Raw genomic sequence first — 19,486 nt, forward strand, 5'->3', positions numbered from 1 at the left:
CCGTGCCACTCTCAAACCGGCGGGGCGACCTCTCCTGTCGACCTCAGGGTCTGACTTCCACAACGCCGCAAGACGGCTCGAGGCGCCTCGCCCCAAACACCACTAATTCAGCAGGCTCCTAGCCGGCCAGCATGCCCTTCAGCTCGGCGCGGCCTTCCTCGTCGAGCGGCAGCAGCGGCGCGCGCGGATCCCCGACCGGGAAGCCGAGCAAATCCAGGCCGGCCTTGACGGTGGTGGCCAGTCCCCCGGCGACGATGAACTGCAGCAGCGGCTCGAGGTCGTCGTAGAGCACCTGAGCCTTATCCAGGTCGCCCGCGCGCACCGCCTCGTACAGGTCGATGCAGGGCTGGGGCCGCAGATTCGGTGCGGCCGTGCACCATCCGGAGGCGCCGGCTTTGAGGGCGTCGAGGACCAGCGGGTTGCTGCCGTTGTAGAACGGCAGCCGGCCGCCGGACAGCTCGGTAATGCGTTGCATGCGGGTCAGGTCGCCGGTGGATTCCTTGATCATGGTGACGTTGTCGATGGTCTCGAACATGCGGACCAGTAATTCGGGTGGCATGTCGACGCCGCTGGTGGCCGGGTTGTTGTAGGCCATGATCGGGATCGAGATCGTGTCGCTGACGCTGCGGTAGTGCTGGACGATCTCGTGCTCGCGGAGCTTCCAGTAGGACACCGGCAGGATCATCACCGCGTCGGCGCCGGCCCGCTCGGCGTATCGGGCACGGCGAATGGTCTTGGCGGTGGTCACATCTGACACACCGACGATCACGGGCACCCGACCGCCGACCGTGGCGATGGTGGTGTCGACCACGGCGTCGAATTCCGGTTCGTCGAGATAAGCCAGTTCACCGGTGCTGCCCAGCGGCGCGATGGCATGGACGCCGGAGGAGACGAGCCGATCGACCAGCGCGGCCAGCCGCTCGGTGGCCACTCCGTTCGGACCGCCTAAGGCGTCCGAAAACGGAGTCACCGGGTAGGCGATGATGCCGTGGATGTCGGGCACGGGCGAACTCCTCGAATGTCGTTGTACAGGGCCTTAATCGGTGAGCGCATCCGGATGCCGAGCCAGGGCCCGCCGGGCGTAGTAGGCGAAGTTGGCGCGGCTGCGCTGGGGCGACAGCGTCCAGTCGTGGGCCTCGCGGGCCAGTGTCTCGGGCAGCTCTTTGACGGTGCCGGCGGCCATGGCGGCCAGCTGCAGCTTGGCGGCGCGCTCGATCAGCACCGACAACGAACACGCTTCTTCGATGCTGGCGCCGGCCACCACCTGGCCGTGATGCGCCAGCAGCACCGCCTTCTTGCCGGCGAGGGCCGCGGTGATGATCTCCCCCTCCTCGTTGCCGACCGGCACACCCGGCCATTCGGCGAGGAAGGCGCAGTCGTCGTAGAGCGGGGTGGTGTCCATGTGGGAGACGACGAGTGGCACCTCCAGCATCGACAGGGTCGCCACATGGAACGGGTGGGTGTGCACGATGCATTGCACGTCGGGCCGGGCGCGATAGATCCAGCTGTGAAAACGGTTGGCGGGGTTAGGGATTCCGTTACCGTCGAGGACGTTGAGATCCTCGTCCACCAGCAGCAGGTTGGCGTCGGTGATCTCGTCGAACCCAAGGCCCAGCCGCTGGGTGTAGTAGGTGCCGTCCGCCTCGGCCCGGGCGGTGATCTGCCCCGCCAGCCCCGAGTCGTGCCCGGCGTCGAACAACGCGCGACAGGTCAGGGCGAGCTTCTGCCGGGTGGTCAGCTGGGCATCGGAGACTTGCGAGGCCGTCAGCTGCTCGGCGGCGCGACGCATCAGTTCGGCTTTGGAGTCGGTGAACGTGCTGGCCATATGACACAATGTAACACCATAGGAAACCTTGTGTCATCGGAGGGATCGTCAGTGACAGCACTGCTACGCGCGGTCCGCACCCAACGTGGCCTCACCCTCGAGGCGCTGGCCGAACAGACCGGGTTGACCAAGAGCTACCTGTCCAAAATCGAACGCCGGCAGAGCACCCCGTCGATCGCGGTGGCCCTCAAGGTGGCCAAGGCCCTCGACGTGGACGTGGGGCGGTTGTTCTCCGACGAGGCGGCGCAGGAGAAGATCGCCGTCGACCGGGCGCCCGGCGGCGACGACGGTCAGCGCTATCGGGTGCTGGCGCCGTCGATGCTGGGTAAATCCATGTCGCCGTTCGTGGTTCGACCGACCGAAGGGCCGGCCGACGATCCGCACCCCGAGCACGGCGGGCAGGAATTCATGTTCGTGCACGCCGGCAGCGTCGAACTCGATTACGGCGACCGGACGTTCACGCTCCACGCGGGCGACAGCGCCTATTTCGACGCGTCGGTCAGCCACACGATCCGGACCGTCGGCGCCCAACCGGCGGAGGTCGTCGTCGTCGCCCACGAGCCCGGGGCCCGAACCCGGCGCTGATACCGCTCCACCATGCGCGCGTCGGGGGCGTGTCTTAGACTTCTACCCCGCCGCACGACGCGAAAGGCTCGTATGTCGGATCTGACGCAAGAGCGCACCGACACCGCGGAGGTGTCGGTCTGGGCGCCCTTGCGCATCCAGGTTTTCCGCGCCCTGTTCATCGCGCAGTTCGTCTCCAACGTCGGCACCTGGATGCAAAGCGTTGCGGCGCAATGGTTTCTGGTCGAAGGTCACAGCAGCGCCACCGTCGTGGCACTGGTCCAGACCGCGAGTCTGGGGCCGACGCTCCTGTTGGGATTGTTCGCCGGCGCGCTCGCCGACGTGTTCGACCAGCGGCGCCTGCTGATGGTGCTGCAGTCGTATGCGGTGGTGGTGGCGCTGGTGCTGGCGGGACTGACCTACTTCGGCCGACTCACCCCGACGGCACTGCTGCTGTTCACCTTGGCCATCGGCGTCGCCTCCGCGCTGACCGCGCCGGCCTGGCAGGCGATTCAACCCGAGGTCGTTCCGCGCGAGCAGATCACGGCCGCCGCGACTTTGGCCAGCGTCTCGGTGAACATCGCCCGGGTGGTCGGACCCGCCATCGGCGGCGTCGTCCTGGCGCTGGTCGGTCCGGCCGCGGTCTTCGCGATCAACGCGATCTCGTTCGTGGGCATCATCATCGCCCTGGCGGCCTGGCGACGGCCGAAACAGATCGCGCCCGTCGAACGAGAACACCTCGGCCAGGCGATCCTCACCGGGTTGGCCTACGCGATCAACGGCCCGATCTTTCGCCGGATCCTGCTGCGCGCCGCCCTTTTCGTCTTCCCCGCCTCGGCCCTGTTGGCCCTCTTGCCGGTGACCGCCGCCGACAGCTGGCACTTGGGAGCCAGTGGCTACGGTGCGGCGCTGGGGGCCATCGGTTGTGGTGCGGTGCTCGCCGTCGCGGTCCCCGCACCGTTACGTCAGAGGCTGCCGCCCAACACGCTGCTGGCCGGCTGCGCGGCCGCGTACGGCGCCGCCACGCTCGCGGTCGTCTGGCTGCCGTTCGCCGCGGCGGCGCCCTTCCTGGTGTTGTCGGGGATGACCTGGCTGATCACGCTGACGACGTTGAACGCCGCGGCGCAGCTGCACTTGCCACGCTGGGTCCGGGCCCGCGGGTTGGCGATGTACCTGCTGGTTTTCACGGGCTCGCAGGCGGTCGGCTCGTATCTCTGGGGTGTGGTCGCCACGCGGGAAGGATTGGGCGTGGCGCTGACGTTGTCGGCGGCGTTGCTCGGCGTCACCGCCCTCAGCGTCGTGCCGCTCGGGTTGCGGCCGGAAACCGGGAAGCTCAGCCGCGACATTTCGCGGGCCTGGCCGTCGCCGATGGTCGTGTTCGAACCGTGCCCGAACGACGGACCCGTGCTGGTGACCGTCCGCTATCGAGTCGTGACGGACACCCTCGAGGACTTCGTGGAGGCGATGAGCGCGGTCAGGCGCTCACGGTTGCGAACGGGAGGCCATAGCTGGGGGCTGTACCACAGCCTGGAACATCCCGACACGGTCCTCGAGAGGTTCACCGTGCCGTCGTGGACCGAATTCAGCCGGCAACACAGCGAACGCTGGTTGGAATCCGACCACGACGGGGTGACGAAGGCGGTGGGCTACACCGTCGACAACACCCGGCGGCACGAGTACTACCTCGCGTTGCGAGTGCACCGATGAGGCGTGTCGACCTGTTCGCTACCAGGGCCGGGTAGAGCAGGTGACCCCGGTGGTGGCGCTCTGCGTCACCACGACCTGGCCGTCAACGGCGATCTGGCACTGAATCTGTGGCGTGTTCGACGAATCGCAGTCCGGCCAGTGACACCCGCCGCTGGCGTTCACGAACGCCCACTGATTCGGGTCGGCCAGCGTCGTGTTGTACACCAGCGGCTGCCCCGCGCTGAACGCCGTCTGCACGCTGTTCAAGTACTGCGACGAGTTGGCGTTGAAGGCCGCCTGGCTGGGCGGATCGGTGTTCATGTAGCGGACGTTGCCGGTGAGATTTCCGGTGGTGGTGATGGTGTAGGTCACCTGGTGGCCGGCAGGGTCCGCAGATGAGGTCGCCGGCGTGACGGCCAGCGCTGCGGCTGCCGCAAACGTCGCCACTGCGACCCCCGTGGTCACTATTCGCACGTTCGTCATATCGAAAACGCTACCCAATTCGTTACGGGGCTACGCATGGAAAGGCGGCCGGATTTGCCCGCACCGCCACTAGCGGGCGCCCGTTCCGCGGACGTTCACCGCCCTCGGGTATGAAGCAGAAGTGGTCGACGATCCCGCACACCCTGGCGGCCCTGACCCCTCCTCCGGCATCAGCCGCCGCAGGTTGTTGACGACCAGCGCGGTCTCGGCCGCCCTCGGGGCGGGCGTGGGCGGCGGGGCCGCCCTGTTGTGGTCGCGCCCCAGCGCGCCCGCCCTCTGGTATCAGCCGAGCCGCAACGGCGCCCCACCGGTGACGGGACTGCACCTGCAATTCGGCCGGCACGCCGGCTCCGAGGTGGTGGTGTCCTGGCACACCGTGGAAGCCGTCCGGAATCCGCGCGTCATGTTCGGCACGCCGACGTCGGGCCTCGGGCAGACGGCGGCGGCCGAAACCCGCACCTACCGCGACGCCAAGTCCAACACCGAGGTTCGGGTGAACCACGCCCGCCTGACGAACCTCACCCCGGACACCGACTACGTGTACGCCGCGGTGCACGACGGCGCGGAGCCGGAGATGGGCACCATCCGGACCGCCCCGTCTGGGCGAAAGCCCTTTCGCTTCACCAGTTTCGGTGACCAGTCCACGCCGACGCTGGAAAGGCTGCCGGACGGCACATACGGGACAGACAACATCGGCTCGCCCGCATCCGCCGACACCACCCTGGCCGTCGAGCGGATGGCGCCGCTGTTCAACCTCGTCAACGGCGACCTGTGCTATGCCAACCTCGCCCAAGACCGCATCCGGACCTGGTCGGCGTGGTTCGAGAACAACACACGGTCGGCGCGCTACCGGCCCTGGATGCCCGCGGCGGGAAACCACGAAAACGAATTGGGCAACGGTCCAATCGGTTACGGCGCCTATCAGGCGTACTTCGAGGTGCCCGATTCGGGATCCAGTCCCGAGACCCGCGGCCTGTGGTACTCGTTCACGGCCGGCTCGGTGCGGGTGATCAGCCTGAACAACGACGACGTGGCGTTCCAGGACGGCGGGAATTTCTACGTACACGGCTACTCGGGCGGTGAGCAGAAGCGTTGGCTGGCAAACGAACTCGCCGCCGCGCGGCGCGACCCCGACATCGATTGGATCGTCGTGTGCATGCACCAGACGGCGATCTCCACCGCCGACAAGGCCAACGGCGCCGACCTGGGAATCCGCGAGGAATGGCTCCCGTTGTTCGACCAGTACCAGGTCGACCTGGTGGTGTGCGGCCACGAACACCACTACGAGCGATCGCACCCGTTGCGCGGCACGCTGCAGACCGACACCCGAACGCCGATACCCGTGACCACCCGCGACGACGTCATCGACTCCACCAAGGGAACGGTGCACGTCGTCATCGGCGGCGGTGGCACGTCGGCGCCCACGAACGGGTTCTTCTTCCCCGAGCCGCGCTGCCGCGTGTTGACCGGAGTCGGCGCCTTCGACCCGGGGCTCGGGCGCAAGGCTCCGATCTACGTCTTGGAGGACGCGCCGTGGTCCGCCTTCCGCGACCGGGACAATCCCTACGGCTTCGCGGCGTTCGAGGTGGACCCCGGCAACCCCGGCGGAAATACGTCGATCAAGGCCACGCATTACGCGCTGAGCGGGCCGTTCGGCGCGGTGACCGTGGTAGACCGATTCACCCTGACCAAGCCGCGCGCCGACCGGCCGGCGTAGTTCAAAAAAGCGTCGCCTGAAGGGGTTCCGGCTCCACCCGGGTTACCGCAACGGGCTGACGGAACGAACGCTCGTCGCCACCCAGCCGGTATTTCGCGACCAGCGGCGCCGCCCGCCCCCGCAGCATCTCGCGGTAGCCGGCCGGCAGATACGCCCCGCGCCGGTACAGCTCGCGATAGCGGCCCACCAACTCGGGATGCGAGCGGGCCAGCCACGACATGAACCAGCCGCGGGTCGACCCGCGCAGGTGCAGCCCGAAGACCGTCACGCTGGTGGCCCCCGCGGCCGCGATCTGGCCGAGCAGTCGATCGAGGTGTTCGACGGAATCGGTCAGGTACGGCAGCACGGGCGCCACCATCACATGGCAGTCCAGGCCGGCCTCGCGGATCGCGGCGATCAGACCCAGCCGCGCCTGCGGTGTGGGCGTGCCGGGCTCGACGTCTCGATGCAGCTCCGCGTCACCGACCGCCAGCGACACCGCGACCGACAGCGGAACCTGCTGCGCCGCAGCGGCGATCAACGGCAGGTCGCGGCGCAGCAGCGTGCCCTTGGTCAGGATCGACAGCGGTGTCCCGGATTCGGCGAGGGCGGCGATGATGCCCGGCATCAACGCGTAGCGCCCCTCCGCCCGCTGGTAGGGGTCGGTGTTGGTGCCCAGCGCGACGGTCTCGCGGCGCCACGACGGCCGCCGCAACTCGCGGCGGAGCACCCCGGCGACGTTGGTCTTGACGACCACCTGGCTATCAAAGTCGTTGCCGCAGTTGAAGTCCAGATATTCGTGCGTCGGCCGGGCAAAGCAATACCGACAGGCGTGCGAGCAGCCGCGGTAGCCGTTGACCGTGTACCGGAAGGGCAACGCGGAAGCGTCCGGCACCTTGTTGAGCGCGGACTTGCACAGCACCTCGTGAAAAGTGAGCCCCTCGAACTGCGGGGCACGCACGCTCCGGACAAACCCGATCCGCTGCAAGCCCGGCAGCGCCCCGTCATCGACGGGCTGCCCGTTGACCGCGACGGCCTGGTCCGCCCAGCGCATGACCTATTCGAACATTAGTTCGATCCCGAGTCAAGCACTGCGGCGGCGGGCCGGGCTCAGATATGACCGGGGACCTCGACGGGTGGCGGCGGAGGCGGTGGCGGCGGGGGCATCTCGATCGGCGCCGGGGGCATCTCGATCGGCGGCGGAGCCGGGGGCGGCGACGGGATGGCGTACGGCCCTCCCGCGCATACCGGGTCGGCGGGCATGCTGATGCAGGAGGGGGCCGCCGGACCCTGCGGCGCGGCGTACGGGCCGCCCTGGCATTGAGCCCACCCCGGCATCCCCGCACATCGGGGATCGAAGGGGTTGGTGGGCGGCCCGGGGTCGGGGTCGTCCAGCGGAGCGGGCTTACCGGACACGGCGCTGAAGGCGGGCGCCGCGGCGGCCGGAGCGGTCGCACCCGCCGAGGCCACCCCGATAAGCGCAACGGCCACAGCCGGTCCCGTCAGCGCGATGCGGACTTGTGAAACCATCCCTCCCCCTTTTGCGGACGCGAATATCGACGCGTCATCGCTTATGATCGCACGCCGCATCGAGAGCGGGTGGGAAACCGGGTATCGCCGAAGGCGAATTCGCGGTCGTAGAGTAAGTGCTGACCCTGTCGTATTGAACCGGCTGCGAGGCGATTATGACCGAACGCATTGAAACTCAGCGCACCATCGCGGCACCGGCACAGGACATCTTCGCAGTGCTGTGCGACCCGCAGGGCCACGTCGCGATCGACTCGTCCGGAATGCTTCAAAGCGCCGAAGGCGACCGGGTCGGCGGCGTCGGTGACCAATTCGTCGTGCACATGGACCGCGAGTCATTGAACGACTTTCCGCAATTCGGCAAGTACGACGTCACCGTCGACATCACGGAATTCGAACAGGATCGGCGGATCGCGTGGACCGTTCTGGGCAAAATCCAGCCCCCGATCGGCCATGTCTACGGCTATCAACTCCACCCGAGCGAAGACGGCTCGGCGACCGTGGTCACCTCGTTTTACGACTGGTCGAACATCGATCCCAAGTGGCGGGAAGCCGGAATTTTCCCGATTCTCTCCGAAGGCGCATTGCGGGCGACGTTGGGAATTCTGGACCGGACGGTCCGGCGCGGTTATCCGCGCGGATAACGTCCTTTTCGGTAAGCGCCTAACCCGACCGCGGTTTTATTGCGGATTCGGGCGGGTATGACCTTTGGGCCCCTCACGAAAGGACCTGACATGTTGCACTCGGTGATTCTGGCGAGCTCGGACCCCGTCGCGGCCGGCTTCATCCTCCGCGGCATCAAGGGAATTTTTGTCGCGATCGGCAGCGTGATTGCCGCATTCATCTGCGCAATCATCGCCATGACGAAGGGCCGCAATCCGCTGGGCTGGGGAATTCTCGGCCTATTCTTCTCGATCCTCACGCTGATCGTCGTGATCATCATTCCGAGCAAGAAATAACCCGGCGAGGATACCCTCCTACCGGTCGAGTATTGAAACAACTTCGGCGACAACAGAATTCGTGGCGACGGGCACCTGATCCCCCGTCGTGAGGTCCTTCACGCCGACCGTCCCCGCCTCGATGTCGCGGTCGCCGAGTACCAGCGCGACGCGGGCGCCGGAACGGTCGGCCGCGCGCATCGCCCCCTTGAGGCCGCGGTCGCCGTAGGCCATGTCGACGCGCACACCGGAGGCGCGCAGCTGCGCGGCCAGCACCGCCAGCTGAAGCTTGGCCTGCTCGCTCAGCGGCACGCCGAACACGTCGCAGCGGGCGGTCTCCCCCACGCTCTTGCCCTCGGCGCGCAGCGCCAACAAGGTGCGGTCGACGCCGAGCCCGAACCCGATGCCGGACAGGTCTTGCCCGCCGAGCTCGTGCATCAGGCCGTCATAGCGGCCGCCGCCGCCGATCCCCGATTGCGCGCCCAGACCGTCGTGCACGAACTCGAAGGTGGTCTTGGTGTAGTAGTCCAGTCCGCGCACCATGCGCGGGTTGATGACGTAGGGCACGCCGAGCGCGTCGAGGTGCGCCAGCACGGTGTCGAAGTGCTGCTTGGCGACATCGGACAGGTGGTCGATCAACACCGGCGCGTCGGCCGTCATGGCCCGCACGGCCGGTCGCTTGTCGTCGAGCACCCGCAGCGGGTTGATCTCGGCACGCCTGCGCGTCTCGTCATCGAGATCGAGCCCGAACAGGAAGTCCTGCAACAGTTCCCGATACTGCGGGCGGCAGGTCTCGTCGCCCAGCGAGGTGATCTCCAGGCGGAACCCGTCCAGCCCCAGCGAACGGAAACCGGCGTCGGCGATGGCGATCACCTCGGCGTCCAGCGCCGGATCGTCGACGCCGATCGCCTCCACGCCCACCTGCTGCAGCTGCCGATAGCGGCCGGCCTGCGGCCGCTCGTAGCGGAAAAACGGCCCCGCATAACACAGTTTGACCGGCAACGCCCCGCGGTCCAGGCCGTGCTCGATCACCGCGCGCACCACCCCCGCGGTGCCCTCGGGCCGCAAGGTGACCGAGCGGTCACCGCGGTCGGCGAACGTGTACATCTCCTTGGACACCACGTCGGTGGATTCGCCCACGCCCCGGGCGAACAGGGCGGTGTCTTCGAAGATGGGCAACTCGATGTGGCCGTAGCCGGCCCGGCGGGCGGCGCCCAACAAGCCGTCACGGACGGCCACGAACTGCGCGGAGTCCGGCGGGACGTAATCCGGCACCCCCTTGGGCGCGTGAAACTCCGTCACGGGCTCAGGCCTTCGATGAACGGATTGAACCGCCGCTCGGCGCCGATGGTGGTGGCGTTGCCGTGTCCCGGCAGCACCACGGTCTCGTCATCGAGCACCAGAAGCTTTTCCACGATCGAGGTCAGCAGGTCGCGGCCGCTGCCGCCGTGCAGGTCGGTGCGGCCCACCGAGCGTTCGAACAGGGTGTCGCCGGTGAACACCACATCGTTGTCTCCCGCCACCCGGAAGACCACCGACCCGCGCGTGTGCCCGGGCGTGTGGTCGACGTTGACGGTCACGCTGCCCAGGTCGAGCTTGTCGCCGTCGCGGTCCAGCTCGACGACCTGCTTGGGCTCGCGGAAGAAGGCACCCGCCACCAGCTGCGCCGCCCGCGGGCCCAGGCCGTAGATCGGGTCTTTCAGCATGAACCGGTCCTCGGGGTGGATGTAGGTCGGGCAGCCGAAGGTGTCGGACACCTTCTGCGCCGACCACATGTGGTCGATGTGCCCATGGGTGAGCAACACCGCGGACGGGGTCAGCCGGTTCTCGTCGAGGATGCGCCGCAGCGGGCCCATCGCCCGCTGGCCCGGATCCACGATGACGGCGTCCGCCCCTGGCCGCTCAGCCAGCACATAGCAGTTGCACTGCAACATGCCGGCGGGAAATCCGGTGATCAACACGGTTCCCAGTTTCCCACGGGCCCCACTTGACACCGGTCGCGGCGCCCACATTAGCCTGAGCTGGCCACCGACGCCTTTTGCCGGGCACCCGACTTACCGACCATGGAGGCATACGGCCGTGCCGACCAATGAACAGCGACGTGCCAACGCCAAGCGCAAGCTCGAACGCCAGCTGGAGCGCCGCGCGAAGCAAGCCAAGCTGCGCCGGATCGTGTTGATCGCCGCCGGCTCGGCCGTGGCCGTGGCGGTGGTCGTCGCGGTGGTGCTCACGGTCATCAACACCAAGCACGAGCACAAGAGCAACTCCGCGACCAGCACCACCTCCGCGGCCCCCACCAGCTCCCCCGGGTCCACGACGCCCGCCGGACCGACACCGCCCGCTCCGCCGCTGCCGGCGTTCAAGCCGTCGGCCGATCTGGGCGCCAACTGCCAGTACCCGGCGTCACCGGAACCCGCCGCCAAGGAAGTCAAGCCGCCGCGCACCGGCAAGGTGCCGACCGACCCGGCCCAGGTGAGCGCCAGCATGGTGACCAACCAGGGCCGCATCGGATTGATGCTCGCCAACAACGAATCACCTTGCACGGTAAACAGTTTCGCCAGCCTGATCGGCCAGAAATACTTTGACAACACCAAATGCCACCGGCTGACCACTTCGCCGGACCTGGGCGTCCTGCAATGCGGCGACCCCAAGGGCGACGGCACCGGCGGCCCGGGCTACCAATTCGCCAACGAGTACCCGACGGACCAATACCCGCCGAACGACCCGAAGGCACAACAGCCAGTCCTCTACCCGCGCGGCACCCTGGCGATGGCCAACGCCGGTCCCGGGACCAACGGCAGCCAGTTCTTCATGGTGTACAAGGACTCCCAGCTGCCGCCCCAATACACCGTCTTCGGCACCATTCAGCCCGACGGGCTGGCCACGCTGGACAAGATCGCCAAAGCCGGTGTCGGCGGCGGCGGTGAGGACGGCGCACCGGCCTCCGAGGTCACCATCACCTCGCTGTTGCTCGACTAAAGCCAAGCAGCGCAACGCCGCTGATTCGGCGGGAATCGGGCGACCAACGGGCGGTCCACCGCTTAAGGTCGTTGCGTGGGGACAGATTCTTTCGGGCAATACCAGCTGCTGGACGTGTTGGGGCGCGGCGGCATGGGCCAGGTCTACCGTGCCTACGACGCCGCCACCGATCGCGTTGTCGCGTTGAAGGTGCTGCCCCCGAACTTGGCCGAGGATCAGGAGTTTCAGCAGCGATTCCGCCGGGAGGCATGCATCGCGGCGAGCCTCAACGACCCGCACGTGGTGCCGATCCACGGTTACGGCGAGATCGACGGTCGGCTCTATGTCGACATGCGGCTGATCGAGGGTCGCGACTTGTTGCAGTACATCGACGAGAACGGCGGGCGGCTGTCCCCCGAGCGCGCGGTGGCGGTGATCGAACAGGTTGCCGCTGCGCTGGACAGTGCCCACCAGGTGGGGCTGATCCATCGCGACATCAAGCCCAAGAACATTCTCATCACCCAGGCGCGCGACTTCGTCTACCTGATCGACTTCGGCATCGCGCGTACCTGGCCGACACGTCGCTTACGCAGACCGGGCACACGATGGGCACGGTCGCCTACATGGCGCCCGAACGGTTCAGGGGCACAACGGATCACCGTGCCGATGTGTATTCGTTGGCCTGCGTCCTGCACGAATGCTTGACCGGCAAGCGGCCCTATGCCGGCGACAGCCTCGAGGAACAGCTCAACGCGCATTTGAACACGCCGCCGCCGCAACCGTCGGCCACCTCCGCCGGCGTGCCCCCGGCCCTCGACGCGGTGGTCGCCCGCGGGATGGCCCAAGACCCCGAATACCGTTACCAGTCGGCGATGGAACTCGCCGAAGCGGCCCGGGCGGCACTGGCCACCCCGGATGGGACGGCCGCATGGAGTCCCCCGCCGGCGCCACTGACATCGCCACCGGGCCCGCCTGAACGGACGCAGGACTTCCCCCCGACGGGCGCCAGTCCCGAGTCGCGGCCGCCGTACAGCCCACCGACGCAATCCCGGCGTCTGCTGCTGGGCATCGTCGGCGCGTCGGCCCTGGCGCTGGCCGCGGTGGTGGCCTTGGTCATCGCACTGGTGACCCAAAACGACGACTCGGCCAACACCGCGGCATCGAGCACCCCGACCCGCGCCCGCGTTCCCAACCGGCCGGGGTCGAATTCCGGACCGACCGCGCAGGCAACGGGGACCGTGCCGCCGCTGCCGACGTTCGCGCCGCCGGCCGACCTGGGCGCCAATTGCCAATACCCGAGCGCCCCGGACGCCATCGTCAAGCCGGTCAACCCGCCCCCGTCCGGCAGGGTCTCCACCGAACCCGCGCAGATCCCGGCCACCATCTCGACCAACCTGGGCGACATCGGCATCGAACTCGCCAACAATGAATCTCCGTGCACGGTCAACAGTTTCGTCAGCCTGGCGAAACAGCAATTCTTCGACAGCACCCAGTGCGCCCGGCTGATCAACTCGACTGACGGAGGGTCGCTGCTGTGCGGCGGTCCCGACGCCGACGGCGCCGGTGGCCCCGGCTATCAATTCGCCGACGAATACCCCACCAACCAGTACCCGGCCGGCGACCCCGCGCTCCGGGCGACGGTGATGTACCCGCGCGGCACCGTGATCATGGCCACCGAGGGGCCCAACACCAACGGCAGCCAATTCGTCCTGGTGTTCCGGGATTCGGAATTGGAGCCGCAGAGCACGGTGTTCGGCACCATCAGCCAGGCGGGCCTGGCGGTCCTCGACAAGGTCGCCCAGGCGGGTATCGCCGGTAACCGGCAGAGCGGGGCTCCCACCAACCCGGTCACCATCAACTCGGTGCGCGTCGGCTAGCCGGGACCGCTAATCCTCAGGCCGCCGACGTCACGCGGTATACGTCGAAAACGCCTTCGACGTTGCGCACCACGTTGAGCAGATGCCCGAGGTGCTTGGGGTCCCCCATCTCGAAAGTGAACCGGCTGATCGCCACCCGGTCATTGGACGTGGTGACCGAGGCCGACAGGATGTTGACCTTTTCGTCGGCCAGCACCCGCGTGACGTCGGAGAGCAGGCGGTGCCGGTCGAGCGCCTCGACCTGGATGGCCACCAGGAACACCGACGACGGCGACGGCGCCCAGTGCACCTCGATGATGCGCTCGGCCTGCTGCTGCAGCGACGCGGCATTGGTGCAATCATTGCGGTGCACGCTCACTCCCCCACCGCGGGTCACGAAGCCCATGATCTGGTCGCCGGGCACCGGCGTGCAGCACTTGGCCAGCTTGGACAGCACGCCCGGGGCGCCGGGGACCGAGACGCCGACGTCGTCGCTGCTGCGCGGGCGCCGCAGCATGGTCGTCGGCGTGGACCGCTCGGCGAGATCCTCCTCGGCCTGGTCGATCCCGCCGAGCTCGGCCAGCAGCCGCTGCACGACGTGCCGGGCCGACACGTGGCCCTCGCCGATCGCGGTGTAGAGCGCGGACACGTCCGCGTAGTGCAGCTCGCGGGCCACCGCGGCCATGGACTCGGCGTTGACCAAGCGCTGCAACGGAAGTCCGCCGCGGCGCACCTCGCGGGCCATGGCCTCCTTGCCGGCCTCCAGCGCCTCCTCACGCCGCTCCTTGGCGAACCACTGCCGGATCTTCGCCTTGGCGCGCGGCGACACCACGAACTGCTGCCAGTCCCGCGACGGCCCGGCATTGGGCGCCTTCGACGTGAAAACCTCGACGACTTCGCCGTTTTCCAGCTTTCGTTCCAGCGCCACCAGCCGCCCGTTGACCCTGGCGCCGATGCAGCGGTGGCCGACCTCGGTGTGCACCGCGTAGGCGAAATCGATCGGCGTCGACCCGTTCGGCAGGGTGATCACGTCGCCCTTGGGGGTGAACACGAAGATCTCTTGCACCGCAAGGTCGTAGCGCAGCGACTCCAGGAACTCGCCCGGGTCGGCGGCCTCCCGCTGCCAGTCGAGCAGCTGGCGCATCCAGGCCATGTCGTCGATCTCGGCGGTGGCGTGCGGATGCGGAACGCCGTTGCGGCCCTTGGCTTCCTTGTAGCGCCAGTGCGCGGCGATGCCGTATTCGGCGGTGCGGTGCATGTCGCGGGTGCGGATCTGGATTTCCAGCGGCTTGCCCTCAGGGCCCACCACCGTGGTGTGCAGCGACTGGTAGACGCCGTACCGGGGCTGGGCGATGTAGTCCTTGAACCGTCCCGCCATCGGCTGCCACAGCGAATGCACGACGCCCACAGCGGCATAGCAGTCCCTGATCTCGTCGCACAGGATCCGGATGCCGACCAGGTCGTGGATGTCGTCGAAGTCGCGGCCCTTGACGATCATCTTCTGGTAGATCGACCAGTAGTGCTTGGGCCGGCCCTCCACCGTCGCCTTGATCTTCGACGCGTTCAGCGTGTTGGTGATCTCGGCGCGGACCTTGGCCAGGTAGGTGTCCCGGGACGGCGCGCGGCCGGCGACCAGGCGGACGATCTCGTCGTACTTCTTCGGATGCAAGATCGCGAAGGACAGGTCTTCGAGTTCCCACTTGACGCTGGCCATACCCAGCCGATGCGCAAGGGGCGCAATGACTTCCAGCGTTTCGCGGGCTTTACGCGCCTGCTTCTCCGGCGGCAGGAAGCGCATGGTGCGCATGTTGTGCAGCCGGTCGGCGACCTTGATCACCAGCACCCGGGGGTCGCGGGCCATCGCGGTGATCATCTTGCGGATGGTCTCGCCCTCGGCGGCGGTGCCCAGCACCACCCGATCCAGCTTGGTCACGCCGTCGACGAGGTGGCCCACCTCCTCGCCGAACTCCTCGCTCAAAGCCTCCAGCGTGTAGCCGGTGTCCTCGATGGTGTCGTGCAACAGCGCGGCCACCAAAGTGGTGGTGTCCATGCCCAATTCGGCGAGGATGTTCGCGACGGCCAGCGGGTGGGTGATGTACGGATCACCGGAATGGCGCAACTGCGTGGCGTGCCGCTGGTCGGCGACCTCGAAGGCGCGCTGCAGCAGCGACACGTTGGCCTTCGGATAGACCTCGCGGTGCACCGCCACCAGCGGTTCGAGCACCGGGTTGAGCGTGGTGCGCTGGGCGGTCATCCGCCGGGCCAGCCGGGCGCGCACCCGGCGCGACGCGCTGCTGGGGGTTTTCAGCGTCTCGGTGGGCGGATCCGGCGGCTCGGCCTGCGCCGTCACCGGCTCGCCGACCAGCAGGGCGTCACCGACGTCAGTGGGCGCGTCAAGCGCCTGCGCCGCGCTCTTGTCGTCCGCCACGTTGGTCACCTCCGACCTCGAGGATATCGCGCGGTGGGCCGGGCTAGAGCCGACTCAGGCTGTGCAGCGGCAACCCCGCGACCGCCTGACGACCGCCCAGCGCGGTCAGTTCGAGGATCACCGCCGCCGCCACCACGGTGGCCCCGGTGCGTTCCAGCAACCGGGCCGCAGCGGCGAGGCTGCCCCCGGTGGCCAGCACGTCGTCGATGATCACAACGTGGCGTCCGCGCAGGTCGATGCCGTCCGCGGGGATTTCCAGCGTCGCGCTGCCGTACTCCAGGTCGTAATGCTCGGCGTACACCGGCGGCGGCAGCTTGCCGCCCTTGCGAATGGCCAGTACCCCCGTACGCAGCCGGTCGGCGACCGCCGCCGCGGCCAGGAACCCGCGGGCGTCGATCCCGGCCACCAGGTCGGCGCCCGACGCTATCTCGGCCAGCGCGTCGGTGACGGCCGCCAGCCCCGCCGGATCGGCGAACAACGGGGTGAGGTCCCGAAACTGCACCCCCGGCTTGGGAAAGTCGGACACCTCGCGCAGCAGCGAGGCGATGACGTCGGCCACCGAGGCGCTCCCGTCGACACTCGTCACTGGACCAGGGCCCATCGGTCCATGTTCCAGCCCGCGCCCCAGCGAGTCGGGTTCTTGCTCACGGCATACATCTTCTTCGACATCAGCAGCGTCCGTTGCTGCCGGTAGAGGGGCAAAGTGGGCATGTCGCCCCACAATACCGGCGCCGCCTCCCCCAGCAGCCGCACGCGCTCGGCGGGGTCGGCCGACACCGCCAGCGCCCCGATCGTGCTGTCGATCTGCGGATTCGAGTAGCCCGACAGGTTGTTGCCGTTGCCGGTGTGCAGGTCGTAGGCATCCATCGCCGACGAGCCCGTGGACCCGCTGCCGGCGGCTCCGCCGGTGCCTGCCAGGAGGGCATCGATCTTCCCGTCCTTGAGCGCTTGCGGCCCGGAGGTGTCCAGGGCGACGTTGGCGACCGTGATGCCGGCCGCGGCACAGGATTTGCCGATCACCCCGACATTGACCGCGAGGCGCGCGTTGGGCCCCTGGTAGCCGATCCGCACCGTCATCGGGGCACCACCGAGCGCGTCGCGGGCGGCGGCGGGGTCCGCCTTGCCGAACTGGCCGGCCTCGGCGGCGCCGTCAGCGGCGGTGACGGGGTCGTCGGCGGCCGGGTTGAGCCGCGAGTTGGCGATCGGCACCCCGGCGTCGCGCGCGAGCGTGTCGCGCGGCGTGCACAGGGCGAGCGCGCGGCGGGCCTTGGGCTGCGAGAGCGGGCCTTGCGGCGCGAAGATCAGCTGCTCGACGCCGGCCGACGGCGAATCCGCGCGGTCGTAATTGTCCGGGGTGGTCAGCGTTCCGGAGGAGCCCGCCGCCACGTCGACCACGTCGACGCTGCGGTTGTTGACCCGGTCCTGGATGTCGGGCCCCTGGGGCCAGACGGTGATCCGCTTGGTGAGCGCCTTGGGGCCCCACCACCGGTCGTTGGCCGCGAGCACCACCGCGCCACCGTCCAGGATGCGTTCGATCTTGTACGGGCCGGACGACGGGAAGTGCTTCAAGTCCAGGCCCGGCTTGAGGTCCCAGATGGTGTTCCACAGCTTGGCGATCTGCTGCACGAGTTGGGCGTTGTTGCTCAGCAGGGCCGCGGTCACGTCGACGTGCAGCTCGTCGGCGATGACATGCGACGGCATCATCGACGTGGCGGTGAACAGCTGGTTGTAGTCGACGATGCCGCGGTCCGGGATGAACGACACCCGGGCCTTCTTCTGCCCCGGCAGGCACTCGACGTTGGCGATGTCGAGGTAACCGGCCTGACTGGCGGCGTTGAAGTCGGGATACCGCCCGGACTGGGCCGCCCAGGCCAGCACCAGATCGTCGCAGGTCACCGGCTTGCCGTCGGAATAGACGGCGTTGTCGGCGATCTGGTAGTCCAACACCAGCGGCGAACCGCCCACCACCGACACGGTGCCGAAGTCACGGTCGGCGACGGTCTGCCCGTCGGGGCCGTGGTAGCTGAATCCGGCCAGCGTGCGCGCGAACGCCTGCGCCCCGGCCGACGCGGCGCCGACGACGGTGTTGGTGTTGTAGGTGACCAGCGGGCCGTCGACCACGTAGTCGATCTGGGAGGCGGCGCTACCGGAGCACGCCGTCAGCGTGAACGCCGCCGCGAGCATTGCGGCCAGACCGATAGCGCCCCCGGTGAGGCGATACCTGGCGGCCATGCCGACTACCGCCGGCCGGCGTTTCGCTTGCCGCTCGGACGCCGGGTCCCGGTCGGCCGCACCGGGCGCGCACCCGGCGCCGGCTTGCTCGGTGCGGGCTTGTCAGACGGTGCCGAGCCGGCCGCCGTGGACTCCGGCGACGCCGATTCGTCCTCGGTGGACTTCGCCTCCTCGGGCTCGGCGCCGGCCTTGCGGCGCCGCGTGACGCGGCGGGTGTGCGTGCGCACCAGCTCGGTGCGCTCGCGCAGCGTGACCAGCAGCGGAGTCGCGAAGAAGATCGACGAGTAGGTGCCGACCAGGATGCCGACCAGCTGCACCAGCGCCAAATCCTTCAGTGTCCCGACGCCCAGCAGCCACACCGCCACCACCATCAGCGCCAGGACCGGCAACACCCCGATGAGGCTGGTGTTGATGGAGCGCATGAACGTCTGGTTGATGGCGAGGTTGGCCTGCTCGGCGAAGGTACGCCGGGTGGTGTGCTGGAAGCCGTGGGTGTTCTCCTCGACCTTGTCGAACACGATGACGGTGTCGTAAAGGGAGAAACCGAGAATCGTCAGCAAACCGATGACGGTGGCCGGGGTGACCTCGAATCCGACCAGGGAGTACACCCCTGCGGTGACGGTGAGGTCGAAGACCATGGTCGTCAGCGCCGAGATGGCCATGTACCGCTCGTAGCGCACCGTGATGTACAGGCTGACCAACGCCAGGAACACCACCAGCGCGATCAGCGCCTTGTCGGTGATCTGATCGCCCCACGTCTCGGAGACCGCCGCGTCGCTGATGGCCTGCTTACTCGGTTTTCCGTCGGCGCCCTTGGGCTGGAACGCGTCGAACAGGGCGTTGCGCAGCGTGGATGTCTGGGCGTTGGACAGCGTTTCGGAGCGGATCTGCACCGTGGCCGAGGCGCCGTTGCCGACGACCACCACCGATTCCGGATCGCGGCCGATGGCCTTGCGGAACACGTCGGACACCCGCGACGTCTGTACTTGGCCGGTTGCGCCCGCGGCGGGCATCGACACCGTCGTGCCGCCGTTGAAGTCGATCCCGAAGGTGAAACCCCGCAGCAGGATGCTCAATACGGCGACGGCGACGATTGCGCCGCTGATGCCGAACCACAACCGGCGACGCCCGACCACCTCGAAAGCGCCGGTGCCGGTGTAGAGGCGGGACAGGAAGCTATGACGCGACAGGCCGGCGCCGCTGTCGGTCGACTCGGTGACGCCCTCGGAGGCTTCGGTGATCTCGGTCGCTTCGGCCGCGTCCGTCTGGGCCTTGCCTTTGGAGGCCATCACG

Annotated in this window: 17 protein-coding genes and 1 pseudogene; 7 read left to right on the plus strand and 11 right to left on the minus strand. The window is 68.2% G+C overall.

The window, feature by feature from the left end; all coding sequences use genetic code 11:
• Nucleotides 1-118 precede the first annotated feature (118 nt).
• Both H7J89_RS13875 and H7J89_RS13880 read right to left on the minus strand, forming a co-directional pair.
• A complete protein-coding gene (locus H7J89_RS13875; protein ID WP_264044285.1) occupies nucleotides 119-1,003 on the minus strand; it encodes a dihydrodipicolinate synthase family protein in 885 nt (294 codons plus the stop codon).
• 33 nt (nucleotides 1,004-1,036) lie between these two features.
• Nucleotides 1,037-1,825 carry an aldolase gene (locus H7J89_RS13880; protein WP_264044286.1) on the minus strand — a complete coding sequence of 263 codons (789 nt, stop codon included), beginning with the start codon at nucleotides 1,823-1,825 and terminating at the stop codon, nucleotides 1,037-1,039.
• 51 nt (nucleotides 1,826-1,876) lie between these two features.
• Here H7J89_RS13880 and H7J89_RS13885 point away from each other — a divergent pair, with 51 nt between their 5' ends.
• Both H7J89_RS13885 and H7J89_RS13890 read left to right on the plus strand, forming a co-directional pair.
• Nucleotides 1,877-2,410, plus strand: a complete 534-nt coding sequence (locus H7J89_RS13885) for a helix-turn-helix domain-containing protein (RefSeq protein WP_264044287.1) — start codon at nucleotides 1,877-1,879, stop codon at nucleotides 2,408-2,410.
• Nucleotides 2,411-2,482: 72 nt separating this feature from the next.
• Entirely contained in the window at nucleotides 2,483-4,096 is a 1,614-nt protein-coding gene (locus H7J89_RS13890; protein ID WP_264044288.1) for an MFS transporter, read from the plus strand.
• Nucleotides 4,097-4,114: 18 nt separating this feature from the next.
• Here the strand turns inward: H7J89_RS13890 and H7J89_RS13895 are convergent, their stop codons facing one another.
• On the minus strand, nucleotides 4,115-4,558 hold the full coding sequence (locus tag H7J89_RS13895) for an Rv2576c family protein (protein ID WP_067209713.1): 444 nt from the start codon (nucleotides 4,556-4,558) through the stop codon (nucleotides 4,115-4,117).
• 121 nt (nucleotides 4,559-4,679) lie between these two features.
• Here H7J89_RS13895 and H7J89_RS13900 point away from each other — a divergent pair, with 121 nt between their 5' ends.
• A complete protein-coding gene (locus H7J89_RS13900) occupies nucleotides 4,680-6,275 on the plus strand; it encodes a purple acid phosphatase family protein (protein ID WP_264044289.1) in 1,596 nt (531 codons plus the stop codon).
• Between the two features lies 1 nt (nucleotide 6,276).
• On the opposite strand, the gene H7J89_RS13905 is transcribed toward H7J89_RS13900, so the two are convergent.
• On the minus strand, nucleotides 6,277-7,308 hold the full coding sequence (locus H7J89_RS13905) for an Rv2578c family radical SAM protein (protein ID WP_264044290.1): 1,032 nt from the start codon (nucleotides 7,306-7,308) through the stop codon (nucleotides 6,277-6,279).
• 56 nt (nucleotides 7,309-7,364) lie between these two features.
• Complete coding sequence (locus tag H7J89_RS13910) at nucleotides 7,365-7,784, minus strand: hypothetical protein (protein WP_264044291.1); 420 nt, start codon at nucleotides 7,782-7,784, stop codon at nucleotides 7,365-7,367.
• A gap of 155 nt (nucleotides 7,785-7,939) precedes the next feature.
• Between H7J89_RS13910 and H7J89_RS13915 the strand changes: the two genes are divergently transcribed.
• Complete coding sequence (locus H7J89_RS13915; RefSeq protein ID WP_264044292.1) at nucleotides 7,940-8,425, plus strand: SRPBCC family protein; 486 nt, start codon at nucleotides 7,940-7,942, stop codon at nucleotides 8,423-8,425.
• 90 nt (nucleotides 8,426-8,515) lie between these two features.
• Entirely contained in the window at nucleotides 8,516-8,740 is a 225-nt protein-coding gene (locus H7J89_RS13920) for a deoxyribodipyrimidine photolyase (RefSeq protein ID WP_264044293.1), read from the plus strand.
• A gap of 18 nt (nucleotides 8,741-8,758) precedes the next feature.
• Here H7J89_RS13920 and hisS read toward each other — a convergent pair whose 3' ends face one another.
• Nucleotides 8,759-10,021 (minus strand): histidine--tRNA ligase, encoded by a 1,263-nt coding sequence (hisS, locus tag H7J89_RS13925; protein WP_264044294.1) that lies wholly within the window; start codon nucleotides 10,019-10,021, stop codon nucleotides 8,759-8,761.
• Nucleotides 10,018-10,680, minus strand: a complete 663-nt coding sequence (locus tag H7J89_RS13930) for an MBL fold metallo-hydrolase (protein ID WP_264044295.1) — start codon at nucleotides 10,678-10,680, stop codon at nucleotides 10,018-10,020. The genes hisS and H7J89_RS13930 overlap by 4 nt, the downstream gene beginning before the upstream one ends.
• Nucleotides 10,681-10,798: 118 nt before the next feature.
• Between H7J89_RS13930 and H7J89_RS13935 the strand changes: the two genes are divergently transcribed.
• Complete coding sequence (locus H7J89_RS13935; RefSeq protein ID WP_264044296.1) at nucleotides 10,799-11,698, plus strand: peptidylprolyl isomerase; 900 nt, start codon at nucleotides 10,799-10,801, stop codon at nucleotides 11,696-11,698.
• 132 nt (nucleotides 11,699-11,830) lie between these two features.
• Nucleotides 11,831-13,554, plus strand: a pseudogene (locus H7J89_RS13940) (protein kinase domain-containing protein).
• Nucleotides 13,555-13,570: 16 nt separating this feature from the next.
• On the opposite strand, the gene H7J89_RS13945 reads toward H7J89_RS13940, so the two are convergent.
• Genes H7J89_RS13945 through secF form a run of 4 tightly spaced genes read right to left on the minus strand, consistent with a single transcriptional unit; the run spans nucleotide 13,571 to nucleotide 19,482 of the window.
• Nucleotides 13,571-15,961, minus strand: coding sequence for a RelA/SpoT family protein (locus tag H7J89_RS13945; protein WP_264044297.1), 2,391 nt, complete (start codon nucleotides 15,959-15,961; stop codon nucleotides 13,571-13,573).
• Between the two features lie 43 nt (nucleotides 15,962-16,004).
• The gene (locus H7J89_RS13950) at nucleotides 16,005-16,562 is read right to left on the minus strand and encodes an adenine phosphoribosyltransferase (RefSeq protein WP_264044298.1); all 558 of its coding nucleotides are present in this window, start codon (nucleotides 16,560-16,562) and stop codon (nucleotides 16,005-16,007) included.
• Nucleotides 16,544-18,193: an ABC transporter substrate-binding protein gene (locus H7J89_RS13955; protein ID WP_264044299.1), complete on the minus strand. Its 1,650-nt coding sequence runs from the start codon at nucleotides 18,191-18,193 to the stop codon at nucleotides 16,544-16,546. The genes H7J89_RS13950 and H7J89_RS13955 overlap by 19 nt, the downstream gene beginning before the upstream one ends.
• A gap of 5 nt (nucleotides 18,194-18,198) precedes the next feature.
• Entirely contained in the window at nucleotides 18,199-19,482 is a 1,284-nt protein-coding gene (secF, locus tag H7J89_RS13960; RefSeq protein ID WP_264044300.1) for a protein translocase subunit SecF, read from the minus strand.
• Between the last annotated feature and the right edge of the window lie 4 nt (nucleotides 19,483-19,486).

The organism is Mycobacterium paraffinicum (assembly GCF_025822865.1).
GTDB classification, from domain to species: domain Bacteria; phylum Actinomycetota; class Actinomycetes; order Mycobacteriales; family Mycobacteriaceae; genus Mycobacterium; species Mycobacterium paraffinicum.

What these genes read in the sequence shown, in the direction of transcription:
- H7J89_RS13955 (WP_264044299.1), bottom strand. Translation starts at nt 18,193, where the DNA reads ATGGCCGCCAGGTATCGCCTCACCGGGGGCGCTATCGGTCTGGCCGCA.
- H7J89_RS13915 (WP_264044292.1), top strand. Translation starts at nt 7,940, where the DNA reads ATGACCGAACGCATTGAAACTCAGCGCACCATCGCGGCACCGGCACAG.
- H7J89_RS13920 (WP_264044293.1), top strand. Translation starts at nt 8,516, where the DNA reads ATGTTGCACTCGGTGATTCTGGCGAGCTCGGACCCCGTCGCGGCCGGC.
- H7J89_RS13950 (WP_264044298.1), bottom strand. Translation starts at nt 16,562, where the DNA reads ATGGGCCCTGGTCCAGTGACGAGTGTCGACGGGAGCGCCTCGGTGGCC.
- H7J89_RS13890 (WP_264044288.1), top strand. Translation starts at nt 2,483, where the DNA reads ATGTCGGATCTGACGCAAGAGCGCACCGACACCGCGGAGGTGTCGGTC.
- secF (WP_264044300.1), bottom strand. Translation starts at nt 19,482, where the DNA reads ATGGCCTCCAAAGGCAAGGCCCAGACGGACGCGGCCGAAGCGACCGAG.
- H7J89_RS13910 (WP_264044291.1), bottom strand. Translation starts at nt 7,784, where the DNA reads ATGGTTTCACAAGTCCGCATCGCGCTGACGGGACCGGCTGTGGCCGTT.
- H7J89_RS13880 (WP_264044286.1), bottom strand. Translation starts at nt 1,825, where the DNA reads ATGGCCAGCACGTTCACCGACTCCAAAGCCGAACTGATGCGTCGCGCC.
- H7J89_RS13905 (WP_264044290.1), bottom strand. Translation starts at nt 7,308, where the DNA reads ATGCGCTGGGCGGACCAGGCCGTCGCGGTCAACGGGCAGCCCGTCGAT.
- H7J89_RS13895 (WP_067209713.1), bottom strand. Translation starts at nt 4,558, where the DNA reads ATGACGAACGTGCGAATAGTGACCACGGGGGTCGCAGTGGCGACGTTT.